Source organism: Mumia sp. ZJ1417 (assembly GCF_014127285.1).
Lineage (GTDB): Bacteria > Actinomycetota > Actinomycetes > Propionibacteriales > Nocardioidaceae > Mumia.
In genome coordinates, this window is sequence record NZ_CP059901.1 from 2,272,479 (window position 1) to 2,297,364 (window position 24,886).

A 24,886-nucleotide genomic window follows, 5' to 3' on the forward strand; every position below is an offset into this window, starting at 1 on the left:
ACCGCACGGGATTCCCGCTTGTACGGATCGGCGGGCGCGCGCCTTCCAGACTACGCGGCGGGTGGGGACGGCTGATCGGCGGCTCGGGCAGCCTCGGCCCCTCGCCCCAACCTGCTGTGCCGACGTCCGTACGCGAAGTAGACGACGAACCCGAGCGCCATCCACAGGAAGAAGCGCACCCATGTCTCGCCCACGAGGTTGAGCATGAGGTACACGCACGCGAGGACGGCCACGACGGCCACAGCCGTGGCCCCTGGAACCGTGAACCCGCGTGGAAGGTCCGGCCGCGTCTTCCGCAGGATCACGACACCGATACTGACAAGGACGAACGCGAAGAGCGTGCCGATGTTCACGAGGTCCGCGAGGGTGGAGAGGTCGACGAAGCCAGAGATCGCGGCCACCGCGAACCCCGTCACGTACGTGATCCGGTGCGGGGTGCGGTGCTTCGCATGCGTCCCTGCCAGCCAGCGCGGGAGGAGCCCGTCGCGCGCCATCGCGAACGCGACGCGCGTCTGGCCGAGCATGAGGATCATCACCACGACGACGAGCCCGATGCAGGCGCCCACCGAGATGACGTCGCCCATCCACGTCACGCCGACGGCGTCGAACGCGGTCGCGAGCGGAGCGCCGTCGAGCGGGTCGATGTCCTGGTAGTTCTGCATGCCCGTGATGACCACGCTCACCGCCATGTAGAGCACGGTGACGATGGCGAGCGAGCCGAAGATGCCGATCGGGACGTTACGCTGCGGGTCCTTTGTCTCCTCCGCGGTGGTCGCCACGACGTCGAACCCGATGAACGCGAAGAACACGATCGCCGCCCCGGCGAAGATCCCCGCCACGCCGTACACCGCGGGCTCGAGACCCAGGATCGTCTGGATCAGCGGGACCTTGAGCCAGCCGCCCTCACCGCTCTCGGGCGAGGCCGACGGCGGGACGAACGGGGACCAGTTCTGTGTGTCGATGTACTTGATGCCCGCAATGACCACGAGCAGCACGACGACGATCTTGATGGCGACGACGAGCTGGTTGATCCGGCTGGAGAACTTGATGCCGGTGATGAGGATCCACATCACGATCAGCGAGATCGCGATGGCAGGGATGTCCACGACGCCGGTGCCCGCCGCGGTGTTCAAATGTGCGGGTAGCTCGAGGAACGTCCCGTCGACGAGATTGTTCCAGTACGACGAGAAGCCCGACGCCAGCGCGGCAGCCCCCACGGTGAACTCCAGGACGAGGTCCCAGCCGATCGTCCACGCGACCAGCTCGCCGAACGTGGCGTACGAGAACGTGTACGCGCTGCCCGCGACCGGCACCGTCGACGCGAACTCCGCGTAGCAGAGCGCCGCGAGCCCGCAGGCGAGGGCGGCGACGAGGAACGAGATCGCGATCGCCGGACCGGCGTTCGTCGCCGCGGCACGGCCGGTCAGAACGAAGATGCCAGCGCCGATGATGACGCCGACGCCGAACACCACCAGGTCGATCGCCCCGAGGTTGCGGTTGAGCCTGGTCTCGGGGTCGTCGGTGTCGCGGATCGACTGCTCGACGGACTTCGTACGGAAGAGCTCGCTCTTGGCCATCGTGATCCCCCTTCTGGGGTCACTATGCCCGCAACGGGCCGCGCAGGCGCGTCAGCGAGGAGCGTGTGTCACAGGCGCGCGAGGGTGTCCGCGGCGATCGCCTCGCCCGTCAGCCCCATCCGCTCGAGCAGCACGTCGCGCTTGGCGTGGTCGAAGAACTCCTGCGTGACGCCGTGAATGCGGACGGGCGTACGAACGTCGGCGTCGGCGAGCATCTGGGTGAGGACCGACCCCATGCCGCCCACGCGGCCGCCGTCCTCGACGGTGACCAGAAGGCGGTGACGGGCGGCGATCTCGACGAGCGCCGGGTCGAGCGGCTTGACCCACCGCGGGTCGACCACCGTGACTCCGACGCCCTCGGCGCGCAGCCGCGCGGCCGCGTCGAGCGCCTGGCGGACCATCGGGCCCGCCGCGACGATCAGGACGTCGTCGTCGCCCTCGCGGAAGAGGACGTCGCTCCGGCCGACGGTGCCGATGGCCTCGATGTCGCCGGGCACGCCACCCTTGGGGAACCGGACGACAGTCGGCGCGTCGTCGACCGTGACCGCCTCGCGCAGCAGCTCACGCAGGCGGGCGCCGTCGCGGGGTGCGGCCAGGCTCAGGGTTGGCACGACCTGCAGGATCGACATGTCCCACATGCCGTTGTGGCTCGGGCCGTCGTCGCCGGTGACGCCCGCGCGGTCGAGCACGAACGTGACGCCGCACTTGTGCAGCGCCACGTCGAGGAGCACCTGGTCGAACGCCCGGTTGAGGAAGGTCGCGTACACCGCGACGACGGGGTGCAGCCCGCCCATCGCAAGCCCAGCGGCGCTGGTCACGGCATGCTGCTCGGCGATGCCGACGTCGTACGTGCGCTCGGGGAACTTGTCGGCGAACGCGTCGAGACCCGTCGGGGACAGCATCGCGGCGGTGATCGCGACGACGTCCGGCCGCTCGTCACCGATGCGGACCAGCTCGTCGCGGAACACCGACGTCCAGGAGGTCGGCTCGACCGCGAGCGCCTCGCCGGTCAGGCGGTCGAACGCCTTGGCCTGGTGCATCTGGTCTTCTTCGTTGGCGACCGCGATCTGGTAGCCCTGGCCCTTGGTCGTGATGACGTGGACGATGGCGGGTCCGCCGTACGTCTTTGCCTGCGCGAGCGCCTTCTCGACGGCAGGGCGGTCGTGGCCGTCGATCGGCCCGACGTACTTGAGACCGAGGTCTTCGAACATCCCCTGCGGGTAGAGCGCGTCCTTGAGGCCCTTCTTGATCGCGTGCAGCGCCTCGTATGCGGTCTGGCCGACGATGTTGGAGTTGGAGAGCCGCTCGCGTACGGCCTTGAGCGCGGGCTCGTAGCGCGGATTGGTGCGCAGCCGTCCGAGGTGGTTGGCGAGCCCGCCGACGGTGGGTCGGTAGGAGCGCCCGTTGTCGTTGACGACCACCACGAGGCGCCGGTCGGCGTCGGCGGCGATGTTGTTGAGCGCCTCCCAGGCCATGCCTCCGGTGAGCGCGCCGTCGCCGATCACCGCGACCACGTGGTCGGGACGACCCTGGACGGTGTTGGCCTTGGCGAGGCCGTCGGCGTACGACAGGCTCGTCGAGGCGTGGGAGTTCTCGACGACGTCGTGCGGGGACTCGGCCTGGCTCGGGTAGCCCGACAGGCCGCCCTCCATCCGCAGCCGCTCGAACTGGGCGGCACGACCGGTGAGCATCTTGTGGACGTACGCCTGGTGGCCGGTGTCGAAGATGACCCGGTCACGCGGCGAGTCGAACACGCGGTGGATCGCCATCGTCAGCTCGACGACCCCCAGGTTGGGGCCGAGGTGGCCCCCGTGGGTGGCGACCGCGACGATCAGGCGCTCGCGGATCTCCTCGGCGAGCGCATCCAGCTCGGCATCGGTGAGATCCCTCAGATCGCTCGGCTGGCTGATCTGATCGAGCGTGCTCATGGTCCTCCGCGGGTGTGGGTGGGCGTCATTCGATCTTAGGCCATGGCACCTACCCGCCCGCCGACCGTCAGTCTGCGGTGGCGCCCCGAGCGACCGTGCGAAGGTCGGCGACCTCCGTCTCGAGCACCGCCTCGACCGCCGGCAGGGCATCGGCGACCGCGTCCTCGGACGGCGCCCGCTCCCCCGGCAGCGGCACGATCTCCACGTCGACACGGCTGCCGCGCGGGATGAGCCGCCACTGGGCGACCAGCCGCGTCCCGTCGAGCACGACCGGGGTCGTGGTGCCGTTGACGCGGTTGAAGACGTGCCGCTGGTTGTCGAGGGCGGTGAACCGTGCGCGCTCCGGGCCCGTCCCCTCGTAGCCGAGCATCACGCCGTCGAACTCCGGGAGCAGCCGCAGCCCGCCGGCATAGTCGCTGCCGTCGGGGGCGCCGGCCAGATCGAGATAGGTGCGCCCCTCGGGCCCTTCGTAGGTGACGACCTCGTCGCCGAGCGCGGCGATCGCCGCGTCGACCGGGCGCAGCTTGTCACCCAGCCACCACGCGACGTCGCGCCGGGTCGCGGGACCGTACGCGCCGAGGTGGACGCGGACGAGCTCGCGGCGCGCGACCTCAGGGGCGAGCGACGGGTCGATGCCGGTCAGCGCCGCGGACGAGCGGTAGAGCGTGTCGGTGCGGGTGTGCCACCGCCGGTCGGGCGGGCGACGGACGAGCCACGGCGCACCGCGCAGCAGGTTGCGGGCGTACGAGTCGGCGACCGTGCCATGCCCCTCCGACTCCTGGGACGCGAGCCAGTCGGCGACGTGGGCGATGAGGTCGTCGCGCTCGCGCCACTCGTCGCTCGCGTAGTCCCGGGTGCGGGCGCGGACCTCGTCGGGGCCGATCTGGTCGAGCGCGAGACCCTTGGCCAACGCCTTGTCGAGCCACACCGACGTCACCGCGGACGACCACGCGTGGTGCTGCGGCGTCGAGGAGTGGACCGTGCCGCGCAGGGTCGTCCCCTTGACCAGCGCGTACGAGTCGAACGCCTCGACCACCGTCTCGTGAGTGACGCCGGGCAGCCGCGAGGCCGCGAAGAGGAACGCGGCCCGCGGGACCTGGGTCTGGACCGGCCCCAGCGCGTCGTACAGAGCGACCAGGTCGGTGACCGCGGTGCCGGTCGGGGCCGGGAACTGGCGCGCGAGGGTGCGGAGCGCCAGGTCGTCCGGTGCGAGACGGGCGGTCATGGTGTGATGCCTCCATGTCTGGGACGTACGACGCGTCGTGCACGTTCTGCCGCGTCGTCACGGGAGAGCTCGACGCCCCCATCGTGTACGAGGACACCGACACGATCGGCTTCCTGGACCATCGTCCCGTCTTCAAGGGTCACGTCCTCGTCGCTCCGCGCGACCACGTCGTGACGCTCCCCGACCTCCCGGCGGAGCGGCTCGGCCCGTACTTCGGCGTCGTGCAGCACGTCGCGCGCAACCTGCCCGAGGTCGTCGGGGCGCAGGGGACGTGGGTCGCCGAGAACAACGTCGTGTCGCAGTCCGTCCCGCACCTGCACGTCCACGTCGTTCCGCGGACCAAGGGCGACGGGCTGCGCGGGTTCTTCTGGCCGCGCACGAAGTACGCCGCGGGCGAGGCCGACGACTACGCCGCCCGCATCCGCGCCGCGCTCGCTCGTTGACGAACGTAAGTCGGCAAAGGTTCGGTACGGTGAAGCGGTGGGCAAGGATTGGCCAGCGGTGTCGTACGAGGCGCACCCCTGGACGCGCCTGCCGGCGTACGGGGTCTCACGCGCGCGGCTGCGACGTCACTCCCAGCCGTACCAGGCGGCCGTCCTCTCCCCGATCGCCACGCTCCCCGTACGCCTCGACGCCGCTGTCCTCGCGGAGGCCGAGGAGGCCACCACGGCCATCGCCCGCTTCGACGCCGGGCTCTCGCACGCCTTCGGCGACGGCGACCACGCCAACACCCTCGGCGAGATCGGCCCCCTCTCCGCCCTGCTCCTGCGGACGGAGTCGGCGTCGTCGTCGCGGATCGAGCACGTCGACGCCGACGCCCGCCAGCTCGCGCTCGCCGAGATCGGCGCCGCTTCCTCGCCCGACGCCCGACTGGTGGTCCGCAACGTGGAGGCGATGCGCGCCGCGCTCGCGCTCGCCGACTCCCTCGACGCCGATGCGCTCCTCACCCTCCACCGCACGCTGCTCGGCGACACCGACCCGCGCGGCGCCGGCCGCTGGCGGAGCGAGCAGGTCTGGGTCGGCGGTTCCTCGTACGGCCCCCACGACGCCGAGTTCGTTCCGCCGCACCACACGCGCGTCGAGGCCTCGATCGACGACCTCGTGCGCTTCGTCCGCCGCGACGACGTCCCGGTGATGGCGCAGGTCGCGATCGCGCACGCACAGTTCGAGACGATCCACCCCTTCACCGACGGCAACGGCCGTACGGGGCGCGCACTGATCCACGCGATGCTGCGGAGCAAAGCCGTCACCGAACGCGTCTCCGTCCCGATCTCGAGCGGACTGGTGGGCGAGCCCCGCCGCTACTTCGCGGCACTCGGGTCCTATCGCGACGGCGACCCCGCGCCGGTCGTCGCCGAGCTCGCCGCCGCGACGCTGCGCGCGGTCGACAACGGACGCAGGTTGGTCGCCGACCTCGTAGGCCTGCGCGCCCGCTGGGCCGAGCGGGTGGTCGCGCGGCGGCACGCGGCCGTGCACCGGATGCCTGCCGTGCTCGTCCGCCACCCCGCGCTCGACAACGCGCTGGTCGCGCGCGAGCTCGGGGTCAGCGACGTCGCCGCGCAGGGGGCGATCGACCGCCTGGTCGAGGCGAGTGTCCTCGTCCAGGTCGGCAGCGGCGCCCGCAACCGCGTCTGGCAGTGCCCGGAGGTCATCGACGCGCTCGACGCCTTCGCGACACGGGCCGCTCGGCGCCCGACGCGCGACTGAACCCCCGTACGGCGGGGTGGGTGACCGACACCGCGATCACGCCGGCCGCGCCGAGCAGACCCCCGGACACGAGGGCGACCTCGGGCGACGAGAACCCGGCGACCACTCCCCCTCGGGCGTTGCCGAGGTCGGGTCCTGCGACGCCGACGACGTGCTCGACCGACGACACCCGTCCGCGCTGCTCGTCGGTGGTCGCGACCTGGGTGACGACGCCGCGGGCGATCACCGCGAAGGTGTCGGCCGCACCCGCCACGGCCAGTGCCGCCAACGCGGGCAGCAGCCACAGGGACGCGCCAAACGCCGCGACGCCGAGGCACCAGACGGTCGCCGCCACGACCATCGTGCGTCCCGGACGCGCACCGCGCGTGACGACCCCGGAAGCGAGTCCGCCGACGATGCCGCCGGCCCCGACGGCCGAGAGCATGAGCCCCGTGATCGCCGGGTCGCCGTCGAACCGGGCGTCGACGACCACCGGGAACAGCGCCACTGGCATCACGAGGACCGTCGCGAGCACGTCGGTGAGGACGGCTCCCCGCAGGAGCGCCGAACGCGCGACGTACTGCAGCCCGGCGAGGACCGCGGCACGCTCTCCACGCTCGGCCACCCCCCTCGGCGAGACCGCCGGCAGACCTCGCGTCACCAGCCACGCGACGACCATCAGGACGGCCTGGACGGCGAAGGCCACCTCCGCTCCGCCGTACGCGACGAGCACGCCACCGACCGCCGGGCCGACGAGCATCGCGACCTGGAAACCCACGTGGGTGAGCGCGACTCCGGCGGCGACCTCGCCAGGCGGGAGCAGCCTGGCGATCAGGGCGCGTCGCGCCGGCGCACCGAGGGCGCCGAGGCCCGCCTGCAGCGCGACGAGCGCCAGGACGAGCAGGAGCGAGCGCATCCCGTACGCCGCCTGCGCGGCGAGAGCCACCGCGAACGCCGCGCCACCCGCCGTCGTCGCGAGCACGACGCTCCGCCGGTCGTACGAGTCGGCGAGGGCGCCGCCGTACAGCCCGAGGACCACCATCGGGACCGCGTGCGCGAGGCCGAGCGTCCCCATCATCGCGGCGCTGCCCGTGAGGTCCCAGACCAGCTGGAGCAGGGCGACCAGACCGAGCTGACCTCCGAAGGCGCTCAGGAGCCCACCTGCCCACAGGCGCCGGAACGCCGGTCCTCGTCTGAGCGGGGCGAGGTCGAGCAGCCCCGCCCGGGCGCTCATCGCGCGAGCTCGTCGGGCAGGTGCGCCGCGACCCGGTCACGGAACGGCCGATGCCTCAGCGCCGCCTCGAGGTCGGCGACGACCCCGATGAGCGAGTACGGGACCTCGGCGTCGAGCTCGGCGAGGGCTCGCTCGGTCGCGCGCCACTCCGCCTCGAGCAGCGGCACGAGCGCGCGTCCGTGCGCGGTGAGGCTGACGAGCCTCGTACGGGCGTCCGGTCCGGGCGAGGTCTCAACGAGGCCGTCGGCGCGCAGGATCGCGACCGTCTGGCTGGCCGCGGAGTGGGTGACACCGACGGCCTCCGCGAGTGCGCGGATCGACATCGGACCAGCGTGCGCAAGCTTGATGACCGGCTTCGTCAGCCGGGGGCGTACGGCAAGGCCTCGCTCACGGTAGAGCGCGGTCAGCTCGGCGTCCATCGCGTCCTGCAGCGCGCGCAGCGGTTGCCAGAAGTTCTCGTCGGTGGGGTCCACAAGACAACCGTAACAGCACTTATACAAGTGCTGTCACGTCGTCAGCCGAGGTCGAGATAGCGCCCACGCACATGGGTGAGCGCGGGCCCGTCCTCCCCGATCTCGACATGCTCCACGACACCCTCGACGAGCAGCGGCCACCCGACCTGACGCGGCTCCACGGCGACCCGCGCCCCGAGCCACGCAACCGCCGACTCCAGCACGGGCCCGAACAGGGTCTGCCGCCACACACCCAGCGTGAACACGCCACCCGGCGCCGGCGCCGTCCCGGCGAACGGGTCGGCGAGCGCGCGGTCACGGGCGCCGAGCACGTTGACGACGAACGGTCCGCCCACCTCGAGCGTGTCGGCAAGGTCGCTGTCCTCGTCGACGAGCAGCAGGACGCGTGCCGGTGCACCGTCGGCCACCACCACCGACGAGACGGTCAGGCCGACACGAGTACGGCCCTCTCCGGCGGTGCAGAGCGTGACCGCCTGCGGGAGCCGGCCGCGCAGCCGCCTGAGCGGGTCGCGCTCGCCCTCCGGCGGGAGGAACGGGTGGTCGGAATGGATGGTCACGCCGTCAGCGTACGATCCGTCGACGTTCCGCGTGATCTGTCACCGAGGTCGGCCAGGATGGGCTGGTGCACCTCACGGATGAGCAACGCCGTCGACGACTGGTCGTCCAGCATCGGGTCGGTCACACCATGGCCCCTCGATCCCCGCGCGTCGAGGACGTCGTCTCCGACCTTCTCGTCCTGCACGCGACGGACCCCGCCACGGTCTACCTCTCCGTGCTCGCCCGCGCACCCGGACTCACCCGCGACGACATCCGCACGGCGATGTACGAACGCCGCGACCTCGTGCGCGTCCTCGCGATGCGCCGCACACTGTTCGTCGCCGGTCGTGACGACGTGCCGGCGATCCACGCCGGCGCGAGCCTCGGGGTCGCCCGCATGCTGCGCACGCGACTCCTCAAGGAGCTCGTCAAGACCCCGACCGACCCTGAGGTGCCCGACCCGCAGGCGTGGCTCGCCGGGGTCGAACGCGGGGTCGACGCCGTGCTCCGTACGGCCGCGCGCGACGGCAGAACCCTGTCCGGCGCCGAGATCAGCACAGCCGTCCCCGCGCTACGCACCGCCCTGCTCCCGACGACCGACAAGGCGTGGGACGTCCGCCGTACGGTCACGTCCCAGACGCTCGCCCTGCTGTCCGCTGAGGGCCGGATCGTCCGCACCGAGCCGCGCGGCAGTTGGACGTCGCGCCACCACGCCTGGGCCCCGATCGAGTCGTGGTTCCCCGACGGCATTCCCGAGCTCCCCGAGGCCGACGCCCGTACGCTCCTCGCGCGGCGCTGGCTCGAGGCCTTCGGCCCCGCGACGCCCGACGACCTCCAGTGGTGGACCGGCTGGAACAAGACGCACACCCGTGCCGCGCTCGCCAGGCTCGATCTCGTCGAGGTGACGCTCGCCGAGGGGCCCGGCATCATGCTCCCCGGCATCGAGATCCCCGATGCCGCGGCAGCGCCCGGCGCCGCGCTGCTCCCCGCGCTCGACCCGACGCCGATGGGCTGGAAGCACCGCACCTGGTATCTCGGCGAGCACCGCGAGCGCCTGTTCGACCGCATGGGCAACATCGGTCCCACCGTCTGGTGGGACGGTCGCGTCGTCGGCGGATGGGCCGTACGTGCCGGCGGCGAGGTCGTGCACCGGCTCCTCGAGGACGTCGGCACCGACGCAGCCGCCGCCGTCGCCGCGGAGGCCGAGCGCCTGCAGGTGCTGCTCGATGCCGCGACCTTCACACCGAGCTTCCCGACGCCGCTCGACAAGGAGCTGCGGGCGTGACTCAGGCGGACGCGACGCGCACCCGGTGGACGGCCTGCTCCGCCGAGGCGACGACCAGCAACGGGTCGCTCATCATGGCCCCGAACGCGAGCTCGCCCGCCCCGACCAGCACCGAGTCGCGCCCGAGCCCTGGCAGAAGCACCTCCGTACGCCGGTCGGCGGCATCGAGGGTCCCGTGCCGCACCTCGGCGTCGACGTCGGCACCCACCGCCGGATAGAGCGCGCTCAGCAGGCCGCCGAGGATGACGACCTGTGGGTCGAAGATGTTGATCAGGTTCGTGATGCCGACACCCAGCATCCGGCCGACCTCGCGCAGCGGGTCCGAGGGCGTACGAACGTCCTCCAGCAGGGCGACGAGGTGCGCGATGTCGTGCGAGGGGGTCCCGAGCGCGTCGGCGACGGCGACCGCGCCGATCTCGGTCTCCCAGCAGCCGAGGTTGCCGCAGCGGCAGCGTCGGCCACCGGCCGAGACCCGCATGTGCCCGACCTCGCCGGCGTAGCCGACGGTGCCCAGCAGGCTCCGACCACGCGTGATCAGCCCACCGCCGACTCCCACGTCGCCGCTGAGGTAGACGACGTCCGACATCCCGCGAGCGACACCGCGGGCATGCTCGGCCAGGACTCCGAGGTTGGCGTCGTTGCCGATGACCACCGGGATCTCGCCTCCGATGCGCTCCTGCACGAGCTCGCTGAAGGCGACGTCCGACCACCCGAGGTTGGGCGCGTAGTGGATGCGCCCGTCCTCGGTGGAGACGATGCCCGGCATGCCTACGCCGACCCCGACGAGCAGAGTGTCGGCAGGGACGTCGACGAGGAGGTCGGCCGCCGTACGGACGACCTGGTCGGCAACCTGGGCGGGCGACGCACCGATCTCCACGGACACGGACCGGCGTCCGTGGACGGTGCCGCCGAGGCCGATCCGGGCCACCTCGATGCTCTCGACCCGCAGCTCGACGGCGACCACGCACACGTGCCGCTCACCGGGGCGTACGTGCAGCGAGGGGCGTCCTGCTCCCTGACGGTCGCCGCGAGGCGACGCCTGAGCGACGACGCCGAGTCGCTCGAGCTCACCGACCAACGCCGCGATCGTGGACCGGTTGAGGCCCATCCGGATCGTCAGGTCGGCGCGTGACACGTCGGCGTCGCGATGCACGTGACCGAGCAAGGTGCCGAGGTTGTGGCGGCGTACCGCCTCCTGGTTGGCACCCTTGCCGATCGGTCGCTGCTGCTGCAGTGGCACCGCGCCGCCCCTCCTCGCTGTGGTCGTAGGGCGAGGCGAAACTAGCACGCCCGGACCTGATTTTGTCACCGCCGCAACAAAATCGAGACCAACTCCGCCCCAACGACGTCGGCGGTGAGCCTGGTCCGACCGGTCGGCACCGGGTCGGACCAGGCTCACCGCCGGACGTGACGGGGTGAGCCGTGAGGATCAGTCGAGCAGCACTCAGCCGATCAACGACCGCAGGACGTACTGCATGATGCCACCGTTGCGGTAGTAGTTCGCCTCACCCGGCGTGTCGATGCGCACGATGGCGTCGAACTCGATCGCCTCTTCGCCGCCGAGCGTCGCCCGGACCTTGACGGTCTTGGGGGTACGACCCTCGTTGAGCGCGGTGACGCCGCGGAACTCGAACGTCTCCTCGCCGGTCAGACCCAGCGAGTCGGCGGTCTGGCCCTCGGGGAACTGCAGCGGCAGGACGCCCATGCCGATGAGGTTCGAGCGGTGGATGCGCTCGTACGACTCGGCGATGACGGCCTTGACGCCCAGGAGCGCGGTGCCCTTGGCTGCCCAGTCGCGCGAGCTGCCCGAGCCGTACTCCTTGCCGGCCAGCACGACCAGCGGGATGCCCGCCGCGATGTACTTCTCCGACGCCTCGAAGACGGTCGTGACCTCGCCGCCCTCGTTGAGCTGGCGCGTGAAGCCACCCTCGGTGCCCGGCGCGAGCTGGTTGCGCAGGCGGATGTTGGCGAACGTGCCGCGGATCATGATCTCGTGGTTGCCACGACGCGAGCCGTACGAGTTGAAGTCGCGCGGCGCGACACCGTGCTCGGCGAGGTACTTGCCGGCCGGGCTGTCCTTCTTGATCGCACCGGCGGGCGAGATGTGGTCGGTCGTGACCGAGTCGCCGAGCTTGAGGAGCACACGCGCGCCCTCGATGTCGGTGACCGGAGACGGCTCGTGCTGCATCCCTTCGAAGTACGGCGCCTTGCGGACGTACGTCGAGTCCTCGTCCCACTCGAAGACGTCGCCCTCGGGCGTCGGCAGCGACTGCCAGCGCTCGTCACCGGTGAAGACGTCGGCGTACTCGCGCTTGAAGGTCTCGGCGGACATCGCACCGGCGACGACCTCCTCGATCTCCGACGGCGACGGCCAGATGTCGCGCAGGAAGACGTCGTTGCCGTCCTTGTCCTTGCCCAGCGAGTCGTTGAACAGGTCGGTGTCCATCGTGCCGGCCAGCGCGTACGCGACGACCAGCGGCGGGGACGCCAGGTAGTTCATCTTGACGTCGGGGTTGATGCGGCCCTCGAAGTTGCGGTTGCCCGATAGCACCGAGGTGACGGCGAGGTCACCGTCGTTGACCGCCTGCGAGACCTCGGGGATCAGCGGGCCCGAGTTGCCGATGCAGGTGGTGCAGCCGTAGCCGACGAGGTTGAAGCCGAGCTTGTCGAGGTACGGCGTGAGGCCGGAGCGGTCGTAGTAGTCGGAGACCACCTTCGAGCCCGGCGCCAGCGTGGTCTTGACCCACGGCTTGCGGGTCAGGCCCTTCTCGACGGCGTTGCGCGCGAGCAGCGCGGCGCCGATCATGACCGACGGGTTGGACGTGTTGGTGCACGACGTGATCGCCGCGATCGTCACGGCGCCGTGGTCGAGCTCGTACGTCGTGCCGTCGGCGGTGGTGACGCGCTGCGGGTTGCTCGCACGGCCGTTGTCCTTCGGCGCCAGCGAGAGGTAGTCCGTCGCGGGGGTCTGGCCATGGACGTCCTCGTGGGCAGCAGGCACGTCGGAGGCCGGGAAGGACTCCTCGAGCGCCTCGTCGTACGCGCCGATCGGCGGCTCCTCGGCGTGCTCGACGTAGTTGACGAGCGCGCCGCGGAACGACTGCTTCGCGTCGGTGACGACGATGCGGTCCTGGGGACGCTTCGGGCCGGCGATCGACGGCACGATGGTCGCGAGGTCGAGCTCGAGGTACTCGGAGTAGCGCGGCTCGTGGTCGGCGTCGTGCCACAGGCCCTGCGCCTTTGCGTACGCCTCGACGAGCGCGATCTGCTCCTCGGAACGGCCGGTGAGGCGCAGGTACTTCGTGGTCTCGTCGTCGATCGGGAAGACCGCGATGGTCGAGCCGTACTCGGGGCTCATGTTGCCGATCGTGGCGCGGTTGGCCAGCGGCACCGCGCCGACGCCGGAGCCGTAGAACTCGACGAACTTGCCGACGACGCCGTGCTCGCGCAGCATCTCGGTGATCGTGAGGACGAGGTCGGTCGCGGTCGAGCCTTCGGGGAGCTCGCCCGACAGCTTGAAGCCGACGACGCGCGGGATGAGCATCGAGACCGGCTGGCCGAGCATCGCGGCCTCGGCCTCGATGCCGCCGACGCCCCAGCCCACGACGCCGAGGCCGTTGACCATGGTGGTGTGGGAGTCGGTGCCGACGCAGGTGTCGGGGTACGCCTGGAGGACGCCGTCGACGGTGCGCGTGAAGACCGTACGGGCGAGGTGCTCGATGTTGACCTGGTGCACGATGCCGGTGCCCGGCGGGACGACCTTGAAGTCGTCGAACGCGGTCTGGCCCCAGCGCAGGAACTGGTAGCGCTCGCGGTTGCGCTCGTACTCGATCTCGACGTTGCGCTCGAACGCGTCCGGCGTGCCGAAGACGTCGGCGATGACCGAGTGGTCGATGACCATCTCGGCCGGCGCGAGCGGGTTGATCTTGCTCGGGTCGCCACCGAGGTCGGCCATCGCCTCACGCATGGTGGCGAGGTCGACGACGCACGGGACGCCGGTGAAGTCCTGCATGATCACGCGCGCCGGCGTGAACTGGATCTCCTTGCTCGGCTCCGCGTCGGCGTCCCAGCCGGCGAGCGCCTTGATGTCGTCCGCCGTGATGTCGGCGCCGTCCTCGGTGCGCAGGAGGTTCTCCAGCAGCACCTTGAGGCTGAAGGGCAGCGAGGCGACGTCCAGGCCCTCGCCGGTCACCGCCCCGAGGCGGTAGATCTCGTACGCGGTGTCCCCGACGTTCAGGGTTTCCTTCGCGTTGAAGCTGTTGACGCTGGCCATGCCTCTCCTCGTTCCGTCCTGCCGGAGCCCGCGATCGCCGTGCGCGCTCCGCGCGGCATCCGCCCTCTATCGTCGCGCGGTCGAATGGGGCCCGCGCGATCAGGCTCGCCTTACTCAGCCGCTCTCGCAGCATGTATCTCGATGTCAAGATAAACGTTATCAAACTTCTCGCTCCGGTCCGAGCCCTCCCAGCGCGCGCCACCATTTTCCGTGGGGGCCAACGCAGACGTCTGGCCCCACCTCGATGTTCCGGTGGGGGCGCAACTCTGCGTTGGCCCCCACGGAAAGTGCGGGCCGCGGGGAGGTCAGGCGTCGCGGACGAGGACCACGTACCGGCGACCGTCTGCGGGCGACTCGAACTTGTCGACGGCGGCGAACCCGAGGGTGTCGACGACCTTGAGGGCGCGGACGTTGAACTCCGCGACCGTCACGCGGAACCGCTGCGGAGCGAACCGCTCGGCCCCGAAGGCGAGCCCCGTCGCGATCGCCGAGTGGCCGAGACCCTGCCCGGTCAGCTCGGGGCGCAGCCCGCCGGCGATGTCGAGCGCCTCGTCGTCGTAGTCGAACCCGAGCACCCGCGCCGTCGGCCCGTAGCAGCGATAGCCGATCAGCCGCTCCCCCTCGATCAGCGCCCAGAATCCGTGCGAGAGGTCGGTGAAATGGCGCGGGTCCATCCCGGTGAGGTCGTAGCAGCCGTTGGGCTCCGGATAGCTCCAGGTGACGATGTCGCCAGCATGGTCGTGCGTGAGCTCGATGATCTGCATTCCTGCTCCCTCACCCGCTGACGGTGCCGACATCCAAGCACGCGCGCAGTGCTCGCGGCAATGGCCCGTCCGCCTCAGCGCAGCGTACGGACGTATGCGACGACGGCGCGCGCGTCGCGCACGCGTGCCTCCCACGTGGCCCCCGCCAGCACCAGCGCGAGACCGACGGCCCCGAGCGGGATCCACCGGGGCAGGTCGCCGACGAACGGCCCTGCCCAACGCACCACCAGCAGGGTCGTCAGGGTGGCGCCGACGACGAACGGCGCCTTCTGGCGGACGACGGTGCCGACCGCGAGGAGACCGATCCCCGCAGCGGCCAGCAGCAGGCCACGGACGGAGGCCGGGTCGTCGAGCGTCGCCGGCAGGCTCGGGAGGAGGGCGAGGCCGAGTCCGGGCAGCAGCGCCGCAGAGCTCTGACCGCGCTGGTGCCGCATGCGCAGCAGCCCTGCAGCGAGGAGCAGCAGCCCGAACGGCAGCGTGTACGCCTCGACGATGTCCACGTCCGAGGCAGCCAGGCGCGTCACGTACGCCGTGCCGAGGAGGACCGTGCCGAGCACCATGTATGGCCTGCGGTCGTACCGCAGGATGCCGGCGACGGTCACCGCGACGCCGAGGACGGTCAGGCACAGGCTGAACCATCCGAGGCTCGCATCGAGTGCCTCGACCAGCGCGAGGCAGGCGGTTCCGCCGGCGACGATCTCCCACGGCACCCGCAACGAACGCGGCAGGGTGGGCACCGACGCTGACGCGAGGAGCGCGACGACCAGCCCGCTGGCGACCAGCGCGCCTGTGCGGAGCCCGGCGCCGGAGACGTCGACCCAGGCGAGCACCCCCGCGACGCCGAGGGCGGCGGCCGAACCCGCGGCGACGGCTGCGGCATCGCGGCGCCCGTCGGACAGCGCGGCGACCGTCACCAGCGCGGCCACCATCGCGACCGCGCACCACACCGTCGCCGCCGCCGGCGCGGAACCGATCGGGAGGAGCACGGCGACGACCGCGGCCGGCGGTGCGGTGCAGGCCGCGGCCACCGCGAGGTCACCGGAGCCTCGGACCAGCCACGTCGCCCCCGCCGCTCCCGCGACCCCGAGCGCACTCAACGCCACCACCAGGACCGGCGCCTCGAGGAGCACCCCGACCACGACGACCCCTCCGGCGCTCAGCAGCGCGACCACGACCCACGAGGTCGTACGGATCGCCGGCGCGCGCGCCGCTGCCCTCCAGCACGCGACGACCGCCACGACGGCCGCCGCCCCGAGCCATGTGCAGGCGACCAGCCACACCGGATCGCCCCATTCCGTGGTGAACCGGAGAGCGACGTCGTCGTCCCAGCCCGGCAGCCACGACTCCGCCACCGCCAGACCGGCCGCACCCCCGGTGGCGAGCAGCGCACCCACGAGAGGAAGCGCGGCAGGGACGAGCGTGGCGCGGACGCCGGTCGCCCACCCGGGCGGCGACAGGCGCGCACCGACCCCAGCGGTCGCGAGAGGGACGAGGACCCACGTCAGCGTGGCCACCTCCACCGGCACGCCACGTCCGAGGAGCGCGACCACGACCAGGCACAGCGCGGCGCCGAACCCGCCGAAAGCACGGGCAAGCGTGGCAGGTGCAGTCAGCGCCCGCGCCTCGAGCGTCCGGGCCACGAGCGCGGCCAGGCCCGCCGTCACCGCACCGAGGAGCAGCAGCGCGGGCGCGTCGCCGCGGGTCCAGCGGGTTGCGGCCCCGTCGGAGATCGCGACGGCGGTGACGAGGACGGCGGCACTGCCCGGAACCGCGCCCGCGGCGCACAGCCCGACGGCCCACGCCGCGACCGTCAGCCGGAGGCGTACGAGGCCGAGGGTCGCGAGCACGAGGCCCGCCGACGCCGCCGTGAGGGTCCACCGCAGGTCGACGGGAAGGACGACCAGCGCGGCGACCGTGCCCGTGACCAGCCCGATCACCAACCCGACCTCGGCCGCCACGACGCGTCGGAGCCACTGTCGTGCCCAGAGCGCGACGCCGAGGCTGGCCACGGCGAGCACGGCGGAGAAGCCGAGGATCAGCAGGTCCGCGTCGAGGGTGTCCAGGCCGAGGACGCCGGCACGCACCCCGGCACCGACGTCGACGGCGGCGAGGAGCCCGCAGACCGTCCACAGCGCCTCGGCGGACGCCCGCAGACGTCGCGTGGTGACCCACGCAGCGGCACCGGCCACGGCCGTCGTGAGGGCGACGAGGACGAGGGTCCGGCCGGTCAGGCCGAGGCTCCCCCACCCCACCGCGACGAACACGAACCCTGCGACCACCAGGCACAGCGAGCCGAGGGCGAGGAGGGTGCCGCCCACCGACCAGGTGTGGCGCGGCGACGACGCTCTGTACGCCGGGTGGCGCGGCGACCACGGCGGCGGCTGCTGGGCCCCGTACGACGACGGCTGCTGCGGCGCCTCCGCGGCCGGGCCCGCGGCCGATGGCGACCACGAGGGCACGCTCGGACCCGCCGGCCGCGCCGCCGTGGCGGCCGCCTCCGCCCGCATCTCCGCCAGCACGCGGTCGGCCTCCGCGAGAAGGCCGAGCAGGCGCAGCGGGCGCTCTCCTCGCAGCTGGACACCGCACCTCGGGCAGCGTTCCACCCCGGCCGCAGGTGCGCCACAGCTCGGGCAGTGCAGGGGATCGGCGTACGTCACCGGTGAAGTGTCTCGCGAGGCGGAGTCACCTCAGGGTCAGGGCGCGAGGTCCAGCGTCGCCACGCACTCGACGTGGTGCGTCATCGGGAACAGCGCGTACGCCTCGAGGTCGCCGAGGGTGTAGCCGAGCTCGACGAACGTCTTGACGTCGCGCGCCAGCGCCGCCGGGTCGCACGCGACGTAGACGACCCTGCGCGGGCGCAGCGCCGCGATCGCCCGCACGACCTTCGCACGCGCCCCCGTACGGGGCGGGTCGAGGACGACCACGTCGCACTGCTCCCCCGCCTCTCCGCGCGCCAGCACACGGGCCACGTCACCGGTGACGATCCTGGCCTGAGGGAGGTCGTGCAGGTTGCGGCGGGCGTCGCGCGAGGCCTGCGCGTCACCCTCGACGCTGACGACCACCCCGTCCGTCCCCACAGCCTCGCCGAGGAACGCGGAGAACAGTCCGACGCCGGCGTACAGGTCGGCGACCCGCTCCCCCGGCTTCGGCGCGGCCGCCCGCATCACGGCGTCGACGAGCGTGGTCGCGGCGTCGGGGTGGACCTGCCAGAAGCCGGCGCCCCCGACGCGGAAGCCGCGATCGCCGACAACCTCACGCACCCAGCCGCGCCCGTGGACCGTGGCGCCGTCGGCGAGCACACCGGTGGCCTCCACCGCTGGAAGCCCCCCTGTCACGTCGTACGCGGCTGCGAGCGCGTCGCCGTCGGAGCCGGCCACCGCCGTCACCCGCGAGGCGGGCCAGCGGACGGACAGGACGTTCGGGAGGTCGCGCGACGCGATAGGGCAGTCGTCGAGCGGCACGATCGCGTGCGAGCGGTGGCGCCGCAGCCCGAGCGTGCCGTCCTCGGTCGCCGCAAAGGTCACCCGCGTGCGCCATCCGAGACCGTCGCGTGCCGCCTCGCCGAGCGGCGGGCGTACGGTCACCTCCCGGTCGATCCCGGCCAGCCGCGACAGCTGCTCGCGGACCACCGAGCCGAGGAGCTCGCGCTGCGTGGCCAGGGAGGCGTGCTGGAAGTCGCATCCCCCGCACCCTCCGGGACGGGCGACAGGGCAGCGCGGCTCGACCCGACCAGGCGCCGCGTCGAGGACCTCGACGGCATCGGCACGGAGGAAGCGGTCACCCTCGCGTCCCTCGGTGATCTCGGCGACCACCCGCTCGCCAGGGAGCGTGTGACGGACGAAGACGACCTGGCCGTCCCACCGCGCCACGCAGTGCCCCCCGTGAGCGACGGCACCCACCTCGAGCTCCATCCGGGTGCCAGCGAGGTCGCGACGTTCGTCCGTAGGTGACTGCATCCCTCAAGGGTGCCGTACGGCCTCCGTCAGGAGTCGCGGCGGTCGCTGACGGTCCGCCCCTGCCGCACCTCGCCGGGGACCGGGCGTACCCGCTCGGGACCGCGACGCTTGGCCGACTGCAGCTGATACGGGACGCTCGTGACGAGCACGCCGGGCGTGAACAGCAGCCGCCCCTTCAGCCGCAGCGCCGTCTGGTTGTGCAGGACCTGCTCGTACCAGCGGCCGACGACGTACTCGGGGACGTAGACCATCACGATGTCGCGCGGACTCTGGCGCCGCAGCTCCTTGACGTACTTGATGACCGGCCGGACCAGCTCGCGGTATGGCGAGCCGACGACCACCAGCGGCACCGGGATGCCCAGGTCGTCCCACTGATTGGTCAGCTGAGCCGTGGACGCGCGGTCGAGGTCGACCGTGAGCGCCTCGAGCGTGTCGGGCCTCGAGACCCGCGCGTACGCGAGCGCCCGCATGACCGGCTTGTGGAGCCGCCCGACGAGCACGATCGCGTGCACCCGGGATGGGAGCGTCGTGTCGGAGTCGTCGACCGCCAGCTCGTCGGCCACCAGGTCGTAGTGCCGTCGGATCGCACGCATGAGGAGATAGAGCACGACCATCGCGGTGATCGCGATCCAGGCACCGGCGAGGAACTTCGTGACGAAGACGATCACCAGGACCGTCGCGGTCATCGCGAGACCGAACAGGTTGACCGCCCGGGAGCGCTTCATCCGTCCACGCTCGGCCGGGTCGGGCTCCGCGCGCAGCAGCCTTCCCCAGTGCCGGATCATCCCGAGCTGGCTGAGCGTGAACGAGACGAACACGCCGACGATGTAGAGCTGGATGAGTCTGGTCACCTCGGCGTCGAACGCGAGGATCAGCACGACCGCCGCGAGACCGAGGAGGACGATGCCGTTGCTGAACGCGAGACGGTCGCCGCGGGTGTCGAGCTGGCGTGGCAGATGGCCGTCGCGCGCGAGCACCGATCCGAGCACGGGGAAGCCGTTGAACGCCGTGTTGGCCGCCAGGACGAGGATGATGCCGGTGGTCGCGACGGTGAGGTAGAAGAGCACGGGCACGTTGTCGTAGACCGCAGCCGCGAGCTGCCCGATGACGGTGTCCTGCACGTAGTCGTCGCCGACCGGCACGCCGTCACGGGTCAGCTGCGTGGCCGGATCCTCCGCGAACCGCAGATGGGTGAGGTCGGCCAGAACGATGATGCTCGTGAGCATCGTCACCGAGATGATGCCTAGGAGGGCGAGCGTCGTGGCGGCGTTCTTGCTCTTGGGGCGCCGGAACGCCGGGACACCGTTGCTGATCGCCTCGACGCCGGTCAGCGCGGCGCAGCCCGACGAGAAGGCCCGCGCGACGAGGAACGTCATCGCGATCGCCGAGACGGCACCCGTGTACGGCTCCTCCGCGACGAGATCGAGGTCGCCGCTTGCCACCTTCGGGAGATCTCCCCACGCGTACCTCACGAAGCCCCACACGGCCATGCCGAGGATGCAGAACATGAACAGGTATGACGGGATCGCGAACGCGGCACCGGACTCGCGAAGCCCCCGCAGGTTGGCCGCGATCAGCAGCAGCACGAGCGCGGAAGCCGCCAGCGCCTCGTGCCCGTTGAGCCACGGCAGCGCGGCCGTCGCGTTCTGGACGCCCGACGAGATCGACACCGCGACCGTCAGCACGTAGTCGACCATCAGCGCGGAGGCGACGGTCACGCCCGCGCGGGGCCCGAGGTTGACCGTGGCGACCTCGTAGTCGCCACCGCCGCTGGGGTAGGCGCGGACGTTCTGCCGGTATGACGCCACCACCGTCAACATCACGACCGCGACGGCGAGGCCGATCTTCCAGTTGAACGCGTACGCGGACAGGCCGCCCATCGACAGCACGAGGAAGATCTCGTCGGGCGCGTACGCCACGGACGAGAGCGCATCGCTCGCGAAAACTGGAAGCGCGATGCGCTTCGGGAGCAACGTCTCGTCGAGCTGCGTGCTGCGCAGCTTGCGTCCGAGGAACACGCGCTTGCCCAGCTCGGCCATTCCCACCCGAGGATGGTAGACCCGCCGCGTCCACTCCGCCCTCGCCACCACCGTCAGCGGTGTAGCGTCATCGCGTGCATGTCGTGATCATGGGATGCGGACGGGTCGGATCGACCCTCGCGCACCGTCTCGAGTCGCGCGGTCACTCCGTGGCCGTCATCGACAGCGACCCCGATGCCTTCCGCCGTCTCGGTCCCTCTTTCGCAGGGATGACGGTGACCGGTCTCGGGTTCGACCGGGACATCCAGCGCCGGGCGGGCATCGAGCGGGCTGGCGCCTTCGCCGCGGTCTCGTCGGGCGACAACTCCAACATCATCTCGGCGCGGGTCGCGCGCGAGCAGTTCGGCGTCGACACGGTCGTCGCACGCATCTACGACCCGGGCCGCGCCGAGGTGTTCGAGCGTCTCGGCGTCCCCACGGTCGCGACCGTGACGTGGGCCGCCGACCAGGTGCTCCGCAAGCTCCTCCCCGCCGGACACAGCTCGGTGGTCTACACCGACCCGTCCGGCAAGGTCCGCGCCGACCAGGTCTCGGTCCCTGAGGCCTGGGTGGGGCGTACGGTCAGCGCCCTCGAAGCGGCCACACGAGGGCGGGTGGCGAGCATCTCCCGCTACGGCACCGCCGAGATCCCCGATGCGCAGATGGTGCTCCAGGACGGTGACGTGCTCCACCTCTTCTCGCTCATCAGCGACTCCGAGACCGTCTTCAGCACGCTGTCCGAAGGTCCCCGCGAGGAGGACGCATGAAGGTCGCCATCGCCGGTGCGGGCGCGGTCGGCCGCTCCATCGCCGCCGAGCTCCTGGAGAACGGCCACGGCGTGCTCCTCATCGACCGCAACCCGCGCGCGATCCGCTCCGACACCGTGCCCGGCGCTGACTGGCTCCTCGCCGATGCGTGCGAGCTCTCCGCGCTCGACGTCGCGCGCCTCGAACTCTTCGACGTCGTGATCGCCGCGACCGGCGACGACAAGGCCAACCTTGTCGTCTCGCTGCTGGCCAAGACCGAGTTCGGCGTCGGTCGTACGGTCGCCCGGGTGAACCACCCCGACAACGAGTGGCTGTTCAGCGACGCGTGGGGCGTCGACGTCTCGGTGTCGACGCCACGCATCATGTCGGCACTGGTCGAGGAGGCGGTGACGGTCGGCGACCTCGTTCGCCTGTTCTCGCTGCGCGGCTCGCACGCCAACCTGGTCGAGCTCACGCTGCCGGCGGACTCACCCCTGGTGAGCGTCCGGGTCAGCGACGTCCGGTGGCCGCGCGACGTGGTCCTCGTGGCGATCCTGCGCCACAACGGCATCCAGGTGCCCGAGCCCGACCGTTCCCTCGAGGCCGGCGACGAGCTGCTGTTCGTGGCCCCGGAGGATTCCGAGGAGGCGCTCCAGCACCTGCTCGCGCCGGTCGAGCACCACGCTGACCCGGACTCGCCAGACGCTCTCTGACGTCATCCCGGACGAGGGCCCCGTACCTCCAGACGTATGACGTCCGCTCAGTCGCGCGGCTGCACCTTCGGCTGGATCTCAAGTGCCTCGCGCGAGAGCAGGCGGCCGGCGGCCTCCGGGTCGGAGACGGGCGTGTGGTTGCGACCGAGCAGGTACACCATGCCGGCGAGGGTCGCGATCTGCAGTGGCCACCCCATGACGACCTTTGCCGTGCCGAGCAGCCCGACCTCGTCCGCCGCCCACAGCGGGTACTGGACGAGGACACGCAGCACGCACGGCAGGGCGAGGATCAGCGTCAACCGCGAGCAGAGCCGTACGAGGGCCTTGTCGCGGTGCCACGCCGTGGGGTCGCCCGTGACGCTGCCGACGATGAAGCCGACGATCGGCCAGCCGATGAGCACCGTGAACACGAGCAGCACGGCATAGCCGCCGTTGTAGATGAGGCCGGGCAGGAACGCGTCACGGGCCTCGCCCGAGCGCAGCGCGAAGACGGCGGCGATCGCGATCCCGAAGAGCGAGTTGAGGACGAACTGCGTCGTGCTGCGCTGGACGAGGCGGACGGCCAGCAGCGCGACGGCGAGGCTGCCGCTGATCCACAGCGCCAGCTTGAGGTCGCGCGTGACGATCCAGCTCACCGTGAAGCCGATCGTCGGGACCGCGGCCTCGAGCATCCCGCGGACGCCGCCGAGCGCCTTGGCGAGCTGGGAACGGACGACCTGCTCGACGGTGACCGTCGTCGCGGGGCCCCCCTGCGGCGCGGGGTCTTGCGGGGAGGGGGTGCTCTCGCTCATCGACTCAGCTCGTATCGGGGGTTGTAGATCACACGATCGCCGTCGCGAAGCCCGAGACGGCCCGTTGCGGTGAGGGCGCGGCCGGCCTCGATGCCGGCGATGCGGCTGCGCCCGAGCCAGATCAGCGTCAGCGCGCCGGTGCCGTCGTACAGCGTCGCCTCGAGCGCACGTGCGCCTGTCCGCGGGCGGAGGGTCACGGCGCGAAGCTCACCGTGCACCGTGACGACGTCGCCGGCCCGCTGATCGCAGACCGGACGGCAGCCTGCCGTCAGCGCGCCACGCCGCAGCGCTTCGTCGTCCGCACGCTCGGTGAGGCCGGACATGCGGTCACGGGCACGACTCCACATCCGGGTCACCGCTCCCGCGCTCGTCATGAGGACTGCCTCGTCATGCGTCCAGCCTAGGCCGCCGGGACGTCACCAGCGGTAGATCAGGCCTCAGTCGTCGGCTGCTCGGCGCGCACGGCACCGGCGGGCACGACGACGGGGATCTGCTCGCGCGGCGGCATCGGGGTCGAGCCACGGACGACGACGACGTCACGGACCGCCTGCTCGAGGACGCTGTCGGGGTCCGAGGACGAGCCGAGCTTGCCCATGAAGGTCGCGCGCAGCAGCCACCGGGGCCCGTCGACGCCGATGATACGGCTCGCCTGGACGCCCTGACGACCGTCCGGGGCCTGGACCGGCACCTCGACGCGCAGCTCGCGTCCGAACGTCGAGTCGACCTCGTCGACCTTGCCGCCCACGCGCTCGACCTCGGCGATGATCTCGGGGCGGATCTCCGCCCACAGGCCGCCGCCACGCGGCGCGGCGAAGGCGCGCAGCTCGACCGCGCTCTCCTCGGCAAGCGCGACCACGGAGGTGGCGACCCCCGTCTCGGGGTCGGTGGGGATCTGCAGGTCGAGCCCGACGCGTCCGTGCACGATCAGGGCACCGACATCGACGAACGTCGGGTCGTCCTCGGGGATCTCACGCTCGGAGGCGTCCCACGGACCTTGGGACCGGTCGTACGGCGCCGCAGCGCTGCCCTGGTCCTCGCCCGCCTGCGGAGCATCCGCGGCCCCGGTCTCGGGCTCCGTGGCCTCCGCAGCCGTCTCGTCGTGGTCCTTCTTGCGACGACCGAACATCACCGCGCTCCTCTCGTCCTCGTGTCCCGTGGCTCGACAGCGCCGTGCCTCTCGATCAGGTGGCCTGCGTCACGGCGAAACCACCCGTCGAACCGTACCCCCCGTCGCCACGCACGGACGGCGGGAGGGCGTCGACGACGCGGAAGTCGGCGCGTTCGACTCGCTGAAGCACCAGCTGGGCGATCCGGTCGCCCCTCGAGAGGACGATCGGCTCCGTCCGGTCGAGGTTGATAAGGCACACCTTGATCTCGCCACGGTACCCCGCGTCGACGGTGCCGGGAGCGTTGACGATCGAGAGCCCGCAGCGGGCTGCGAGACCCGAGCGCGGGTGCACGAGAGCGACGTAGCCCGACGGCAGCGCGACGGCGATCCCGGTCGGGACGAGCGCCCGCTCACCCGGCTGGAGCCTCACGTCGACCGTCGTGCAGAGATCCGCCCCCGCGTCGTCGGGATGGGCGTACGACGGGAGCGGGACACCGTCGTCCAGACGTGTGAGCATGACCTCGACCATGTCGCACGACCCTACCGGTCAGGGCACCCTTACCCGCATGGCA

Annotated in this window: 22 protein-coding genes; 5 read left to right on the forward strand and 17 right to left on the reverse strand. The window is 71.7% G+C overall.

The features are described 5' to 3' along the window. Positions 1-50: 50 nt before the first annotated feature. The 3 genes from H4N58_RS11120 to H4N58_RS11130 form a co-directional block, all read right to left on the reverse strand. Positions 51-1,577 carry an amino acid permease gene (locus H4N58_RS11120; RefSeq protein ID WP_167003064.1) on the reverse strand — a complete coding sequence of 509 codons (1,527 nt, stop codon included), beginning with the start codon at positions 1,575-1,577 and terminating at the stop codon, positions 51-53. Positions 1,578-1,645: 68 nt separating this feature from the next. Continuing rightward, positions 1,646-3,505 carry a 1-deoxy-D-xylulose-5-phosphate synthase gene (gene dxs / locus H4N58_RS11125; RefSeq protein ID WP_167250720.1) on the reverse strand — a complete coding sequence of 620 codons (1,860 nt, stop codon included), beginning with the start codon at positions 3,503-3,505 and terminating at the stop codon, positions 1,646-1,648. 67 nt (positions 3,506-3,572) lie between these two features. After that, positions 3,573-4,730: a DNA glycosylase AlkZ-like family protein gene (locus H4N58_RS11130; protein WP_167250718.1), complete on the reverse strand. Its 1,158-nt coding sequence runs from the start codon at positions 4,728-4,730 to the stop codon at positions 3,573-3,575. 14 nt (positions 4,731-4,744) lie between these two features. On the opposite strand from H4N58_RS11130, the gene H4N58_RS11135 reads away from it, so the two are divergent. Both H4N58_RS11135 and H4N58_RS11140 read left to right on the forward strand, forming a co-directional pair. After that, positions 4,745-5,173: an HIT family protein gene (locus H4N58_RS11135; RefSeq protein WP_167003070.1), complete on the forward strand. Its 429-nt coding sequence runs from the start codon at positions 4,745-4,747 to the stop codon at positions 5,171-5,173. 37 nt (positions 5,174-5,210) lie between these two features. Beyond that, positions 5,211-6,437, forward strand: coding sequence for a Fic family protein (locus H4N58_RS11140; protein WP_167250716.1), 1,227 nt, complete (start codon positions 5,211-5,213; stop codon positions 6,435-6,437). On the opposite strand, the gene H4N58_RS11145 is transcribed toward H4N58_RS11140, so the two are convergent. The 4 genes from H4N58_RS11145 to H4N58_RS20670 are packed head-to-tail and all read right to left on the reverse strand — an operon-like array spanning position 6,379 to position 8,805. Further along, positions 6,379-7,650 carry an MFS transporter gene (locus H4N58_RS11145; RefSeq protein ID WP_167250714.1) on the reverse strand — a complete coding sequence of 424 codons (1,272 nt, stop codon included), beginning with the start codon at positions 7,648-7,650 and terminating at the stop codon, positions 6,379-6,381. The genes H4N58_RS11140 and H4N58_RS11145 overlap by 59 nt on opposite strands. After that, positions 7,647-8,123 carry a MarR family winged helix-turn-helix transcriptional regulator gene (locus tag H4N58_RS11150; protein ID WP_243845104.1) on the reverse strand — a complete coding sequence of 159 codons (477 nt, stop codon included), beginning with the start codon at positions 8,121-8,123 and terminating at the stop codon, positions 7,647-7,649. Before H4N58_RS11150 ends, H4N58_RS11145 begins: the two co-directional genes overlap by 4 nt. A gap of 41 nt (positions 8,124-8,164) precedes the next feature. Further along, a complete protein-coding gene (locus tag H4N58_RS11155; protein WP_167250712.1) occupies positions 8,165-8,680 on the reverse strand; it encodes a flavin reductase family protein in 516 nt (171 codons plus the stop codon). Further along, a complete protein-coding gene (locus H4N58_RS20670; RefSeq protein ID WP_255490655.1) occupies positions 8,677-8,805 on the reverse strand; it encodes a hypothetical protein in 129 nt (42 codons plus the stop codon). The genes H4N58_RS11155 and H4N58_RS20670 overlap by 4 nt, the downstream gene beginning before the upstream one ends. Positions 8,806-8,808: 3 nt before the next feature. Here H4N58_RS20670 and H4N58_RS11160 point away from each other — a divergent pair, with 3 nt between their 5' ends. Next, on the forward strand, positions 8,809-9,945 hold the full coding sequence (locus H4N58_RS11160) for a winged helix DNA-binding domain-containing protein (protein WP_208322899.1): 1,137 nt from the start codon (positions 8,809-8,811) through the stop codon (positions 9,943-9,945). Position 9,946: 1 nt separating this feature from the next. On the opposite strand, the gene H4N58_RS11165 is transcribed toward H4N58_RS11160, so the two are convergent. The 6 genes from H4N58_RS11165 to H4N58_RS11190 form a co-directional block, all read right to left on the reverse strand. Continuing rightward, the gene (locus H4N58_RS11165) at positions 9,947-11,185 is read right to left on the reverse strand and encodes an ROK family transcriptional regulator (protein WP_167250708.1); all 1,239 of its coding nucleotides are present in this window, start codon (positions 11,183-11,185) and stop codon (positions 9,947-9,949) included. Between the two features lie 204 nt (positions 11,186-11,389). Beyond that, complete coding sequence (locus H4N58_RS11170) at positions 11,390-14,218, reverse strand: aconitate hydratase (protein WP_167250706.1); 2,829 nt, start codon at positions 14,216-14,218, stop codon at positions 11,390-11,392. 305 nt (positions 14,219-14,523) lie between these two features. After that, the gene (locus tag H4N58_RS11175; protein WP_167003084.1) at positions 14,524-14,982 is read right to left on the reverse strand and encodes a GNAT family N-acetyltransferase; all 459 of its coding nucleotides are present in this window, start codon (positions 14,980-14,982) and stop codon (positions 14,524-14,526) included. Positions 14,983-15,056: 74 nt separating this feature from the next. Continuing rightward, entirely contained in the window at positions 15,057-17,639 is a 2,583-nt protein-coding gene (locus H4N58_RS11180; RefSeq protein ID WP_167250704.1) for an SCO7613 C-terminal domain-containing membrane protein, read from the reverse strand. Between the two features lie 36 nt (positions 17,640-17,675). Further along, complete coding sequence (locus H4N58_RS11185; protein WP_167250702.1) at positions 17,676-18,938, reverse strand: class I SAM-dependent RNA methyltransferase; 1,263 nt, start codon at positions 18,936-18,938, stop codon at positions 17,676-17,678. Positions 18,939-18,964: 26 nt separating this feature from the next. Further along, the gene (locus H4N58_RS11190; RefSeq protein ID WP_167250818.1) at positions 18,965-20,977 is read right to left on the reverse strand and encodes an APC family permease; all 2,013 of its coding nucleotides are present in this window, start codon (positions 20,975-20,977) and stop codon (positions 18,965-18,967) included. A 74-nt stretch (positions 20,978-21,051) separates the two neighbouring features. On the opposite strand from H4N58_RS11190, the gene H4N58_RS11195 reads away from it, so the two are divergent. Both H4N58_RS11195 and H4N58_RS11200 read left to right on the forward strand, forming a co-directional pair. Then, positions 21,052-21,723, forward strand: a complete 672-nt coding sequence (locus H4N58_RS11195; protein WP_167003090.1) for a TrkA family potassium uptake protein — start codon at positions 21,052-21,054, stop codon at positions 21,721-21,723. Then, positions 21,720-22,415 carry a TrkA family potassium uptake protein gene (locus H4N58_RS11200; RefSeq protein ID WP_167003092.1) on the forward strand — a complete coding sequence of 232 codons (696 nt, stop codon included), beginning with the start codon at positions 21,720-21,722 and terminating at the stop codon, positions 22,413-22,415. Before H4N58_RS11195 ends, H4N58_RS11200 begins: the two co-directional genes overlap by 4 nt. Positions 22,416-22,462: 47 nt before the next feature. On the opposite strand, the gene H4N58_RS11205 is transcribed toward H4N58_RS11200, so the two are convergent. The 4 genes from H4N58_RS11205 to dut are packed head-to-tail and all read right to left on the reverse strand — an operon-like array spanning position 22,463 to position 24,831. Then, positions 22,463-23,206, reverse strand: a complete 744-nt coding sequence (locus H4N58_RS11205; RefSeq protein ID WP_167003094.1) for a DUF3159 domain-containing protein — start codon at positions 23,204-23,206, stop codon at positions 22,463-22,465. Then, positions 23,203-23,580 (reverse strand): OB-fold nucleic acid binding domain-containing protein, encoded by a 378-nt coding sequence (locus H4N58_RS11210; protein ID WP_208322341.1) that lies wholly within the window; start codon positions 23,578-23,580, stop codon positions 23,203-23,205. Before H4N58_RS11210 ends, H4N58_RS11205 begins: the two co-directional genes overlap by 4 nt. A gap of 56 nt (positions 23,581-23,636) precedes the next feature. Beyond that, a complete protein-coding gene (locus H4N58_RS11215) occupies positions 23,637-24,332 on the reverse strand; it encodes a DUF3710 domain-containing protein (RefSeq protein ID WP_167250700.1) in 696 nt (231 codons plus the stop codon). Positions 24,333-24,387: 55 nt separating this feature from the next. Continuing rightward, positions 24,388-24,831: a dUTP diphosphatase gene (dut, locus tag H4N58_RS11220; protein WP_243842949.1), complete on the reverse strand. Its 444-nt coding sequence runs from the start codon at positions 24,829-24,831 to the stop codon at positions 24,388-24,390. Between the last annotated feature and the right edge of the window lie 55 nt (positions 24,832-24,886).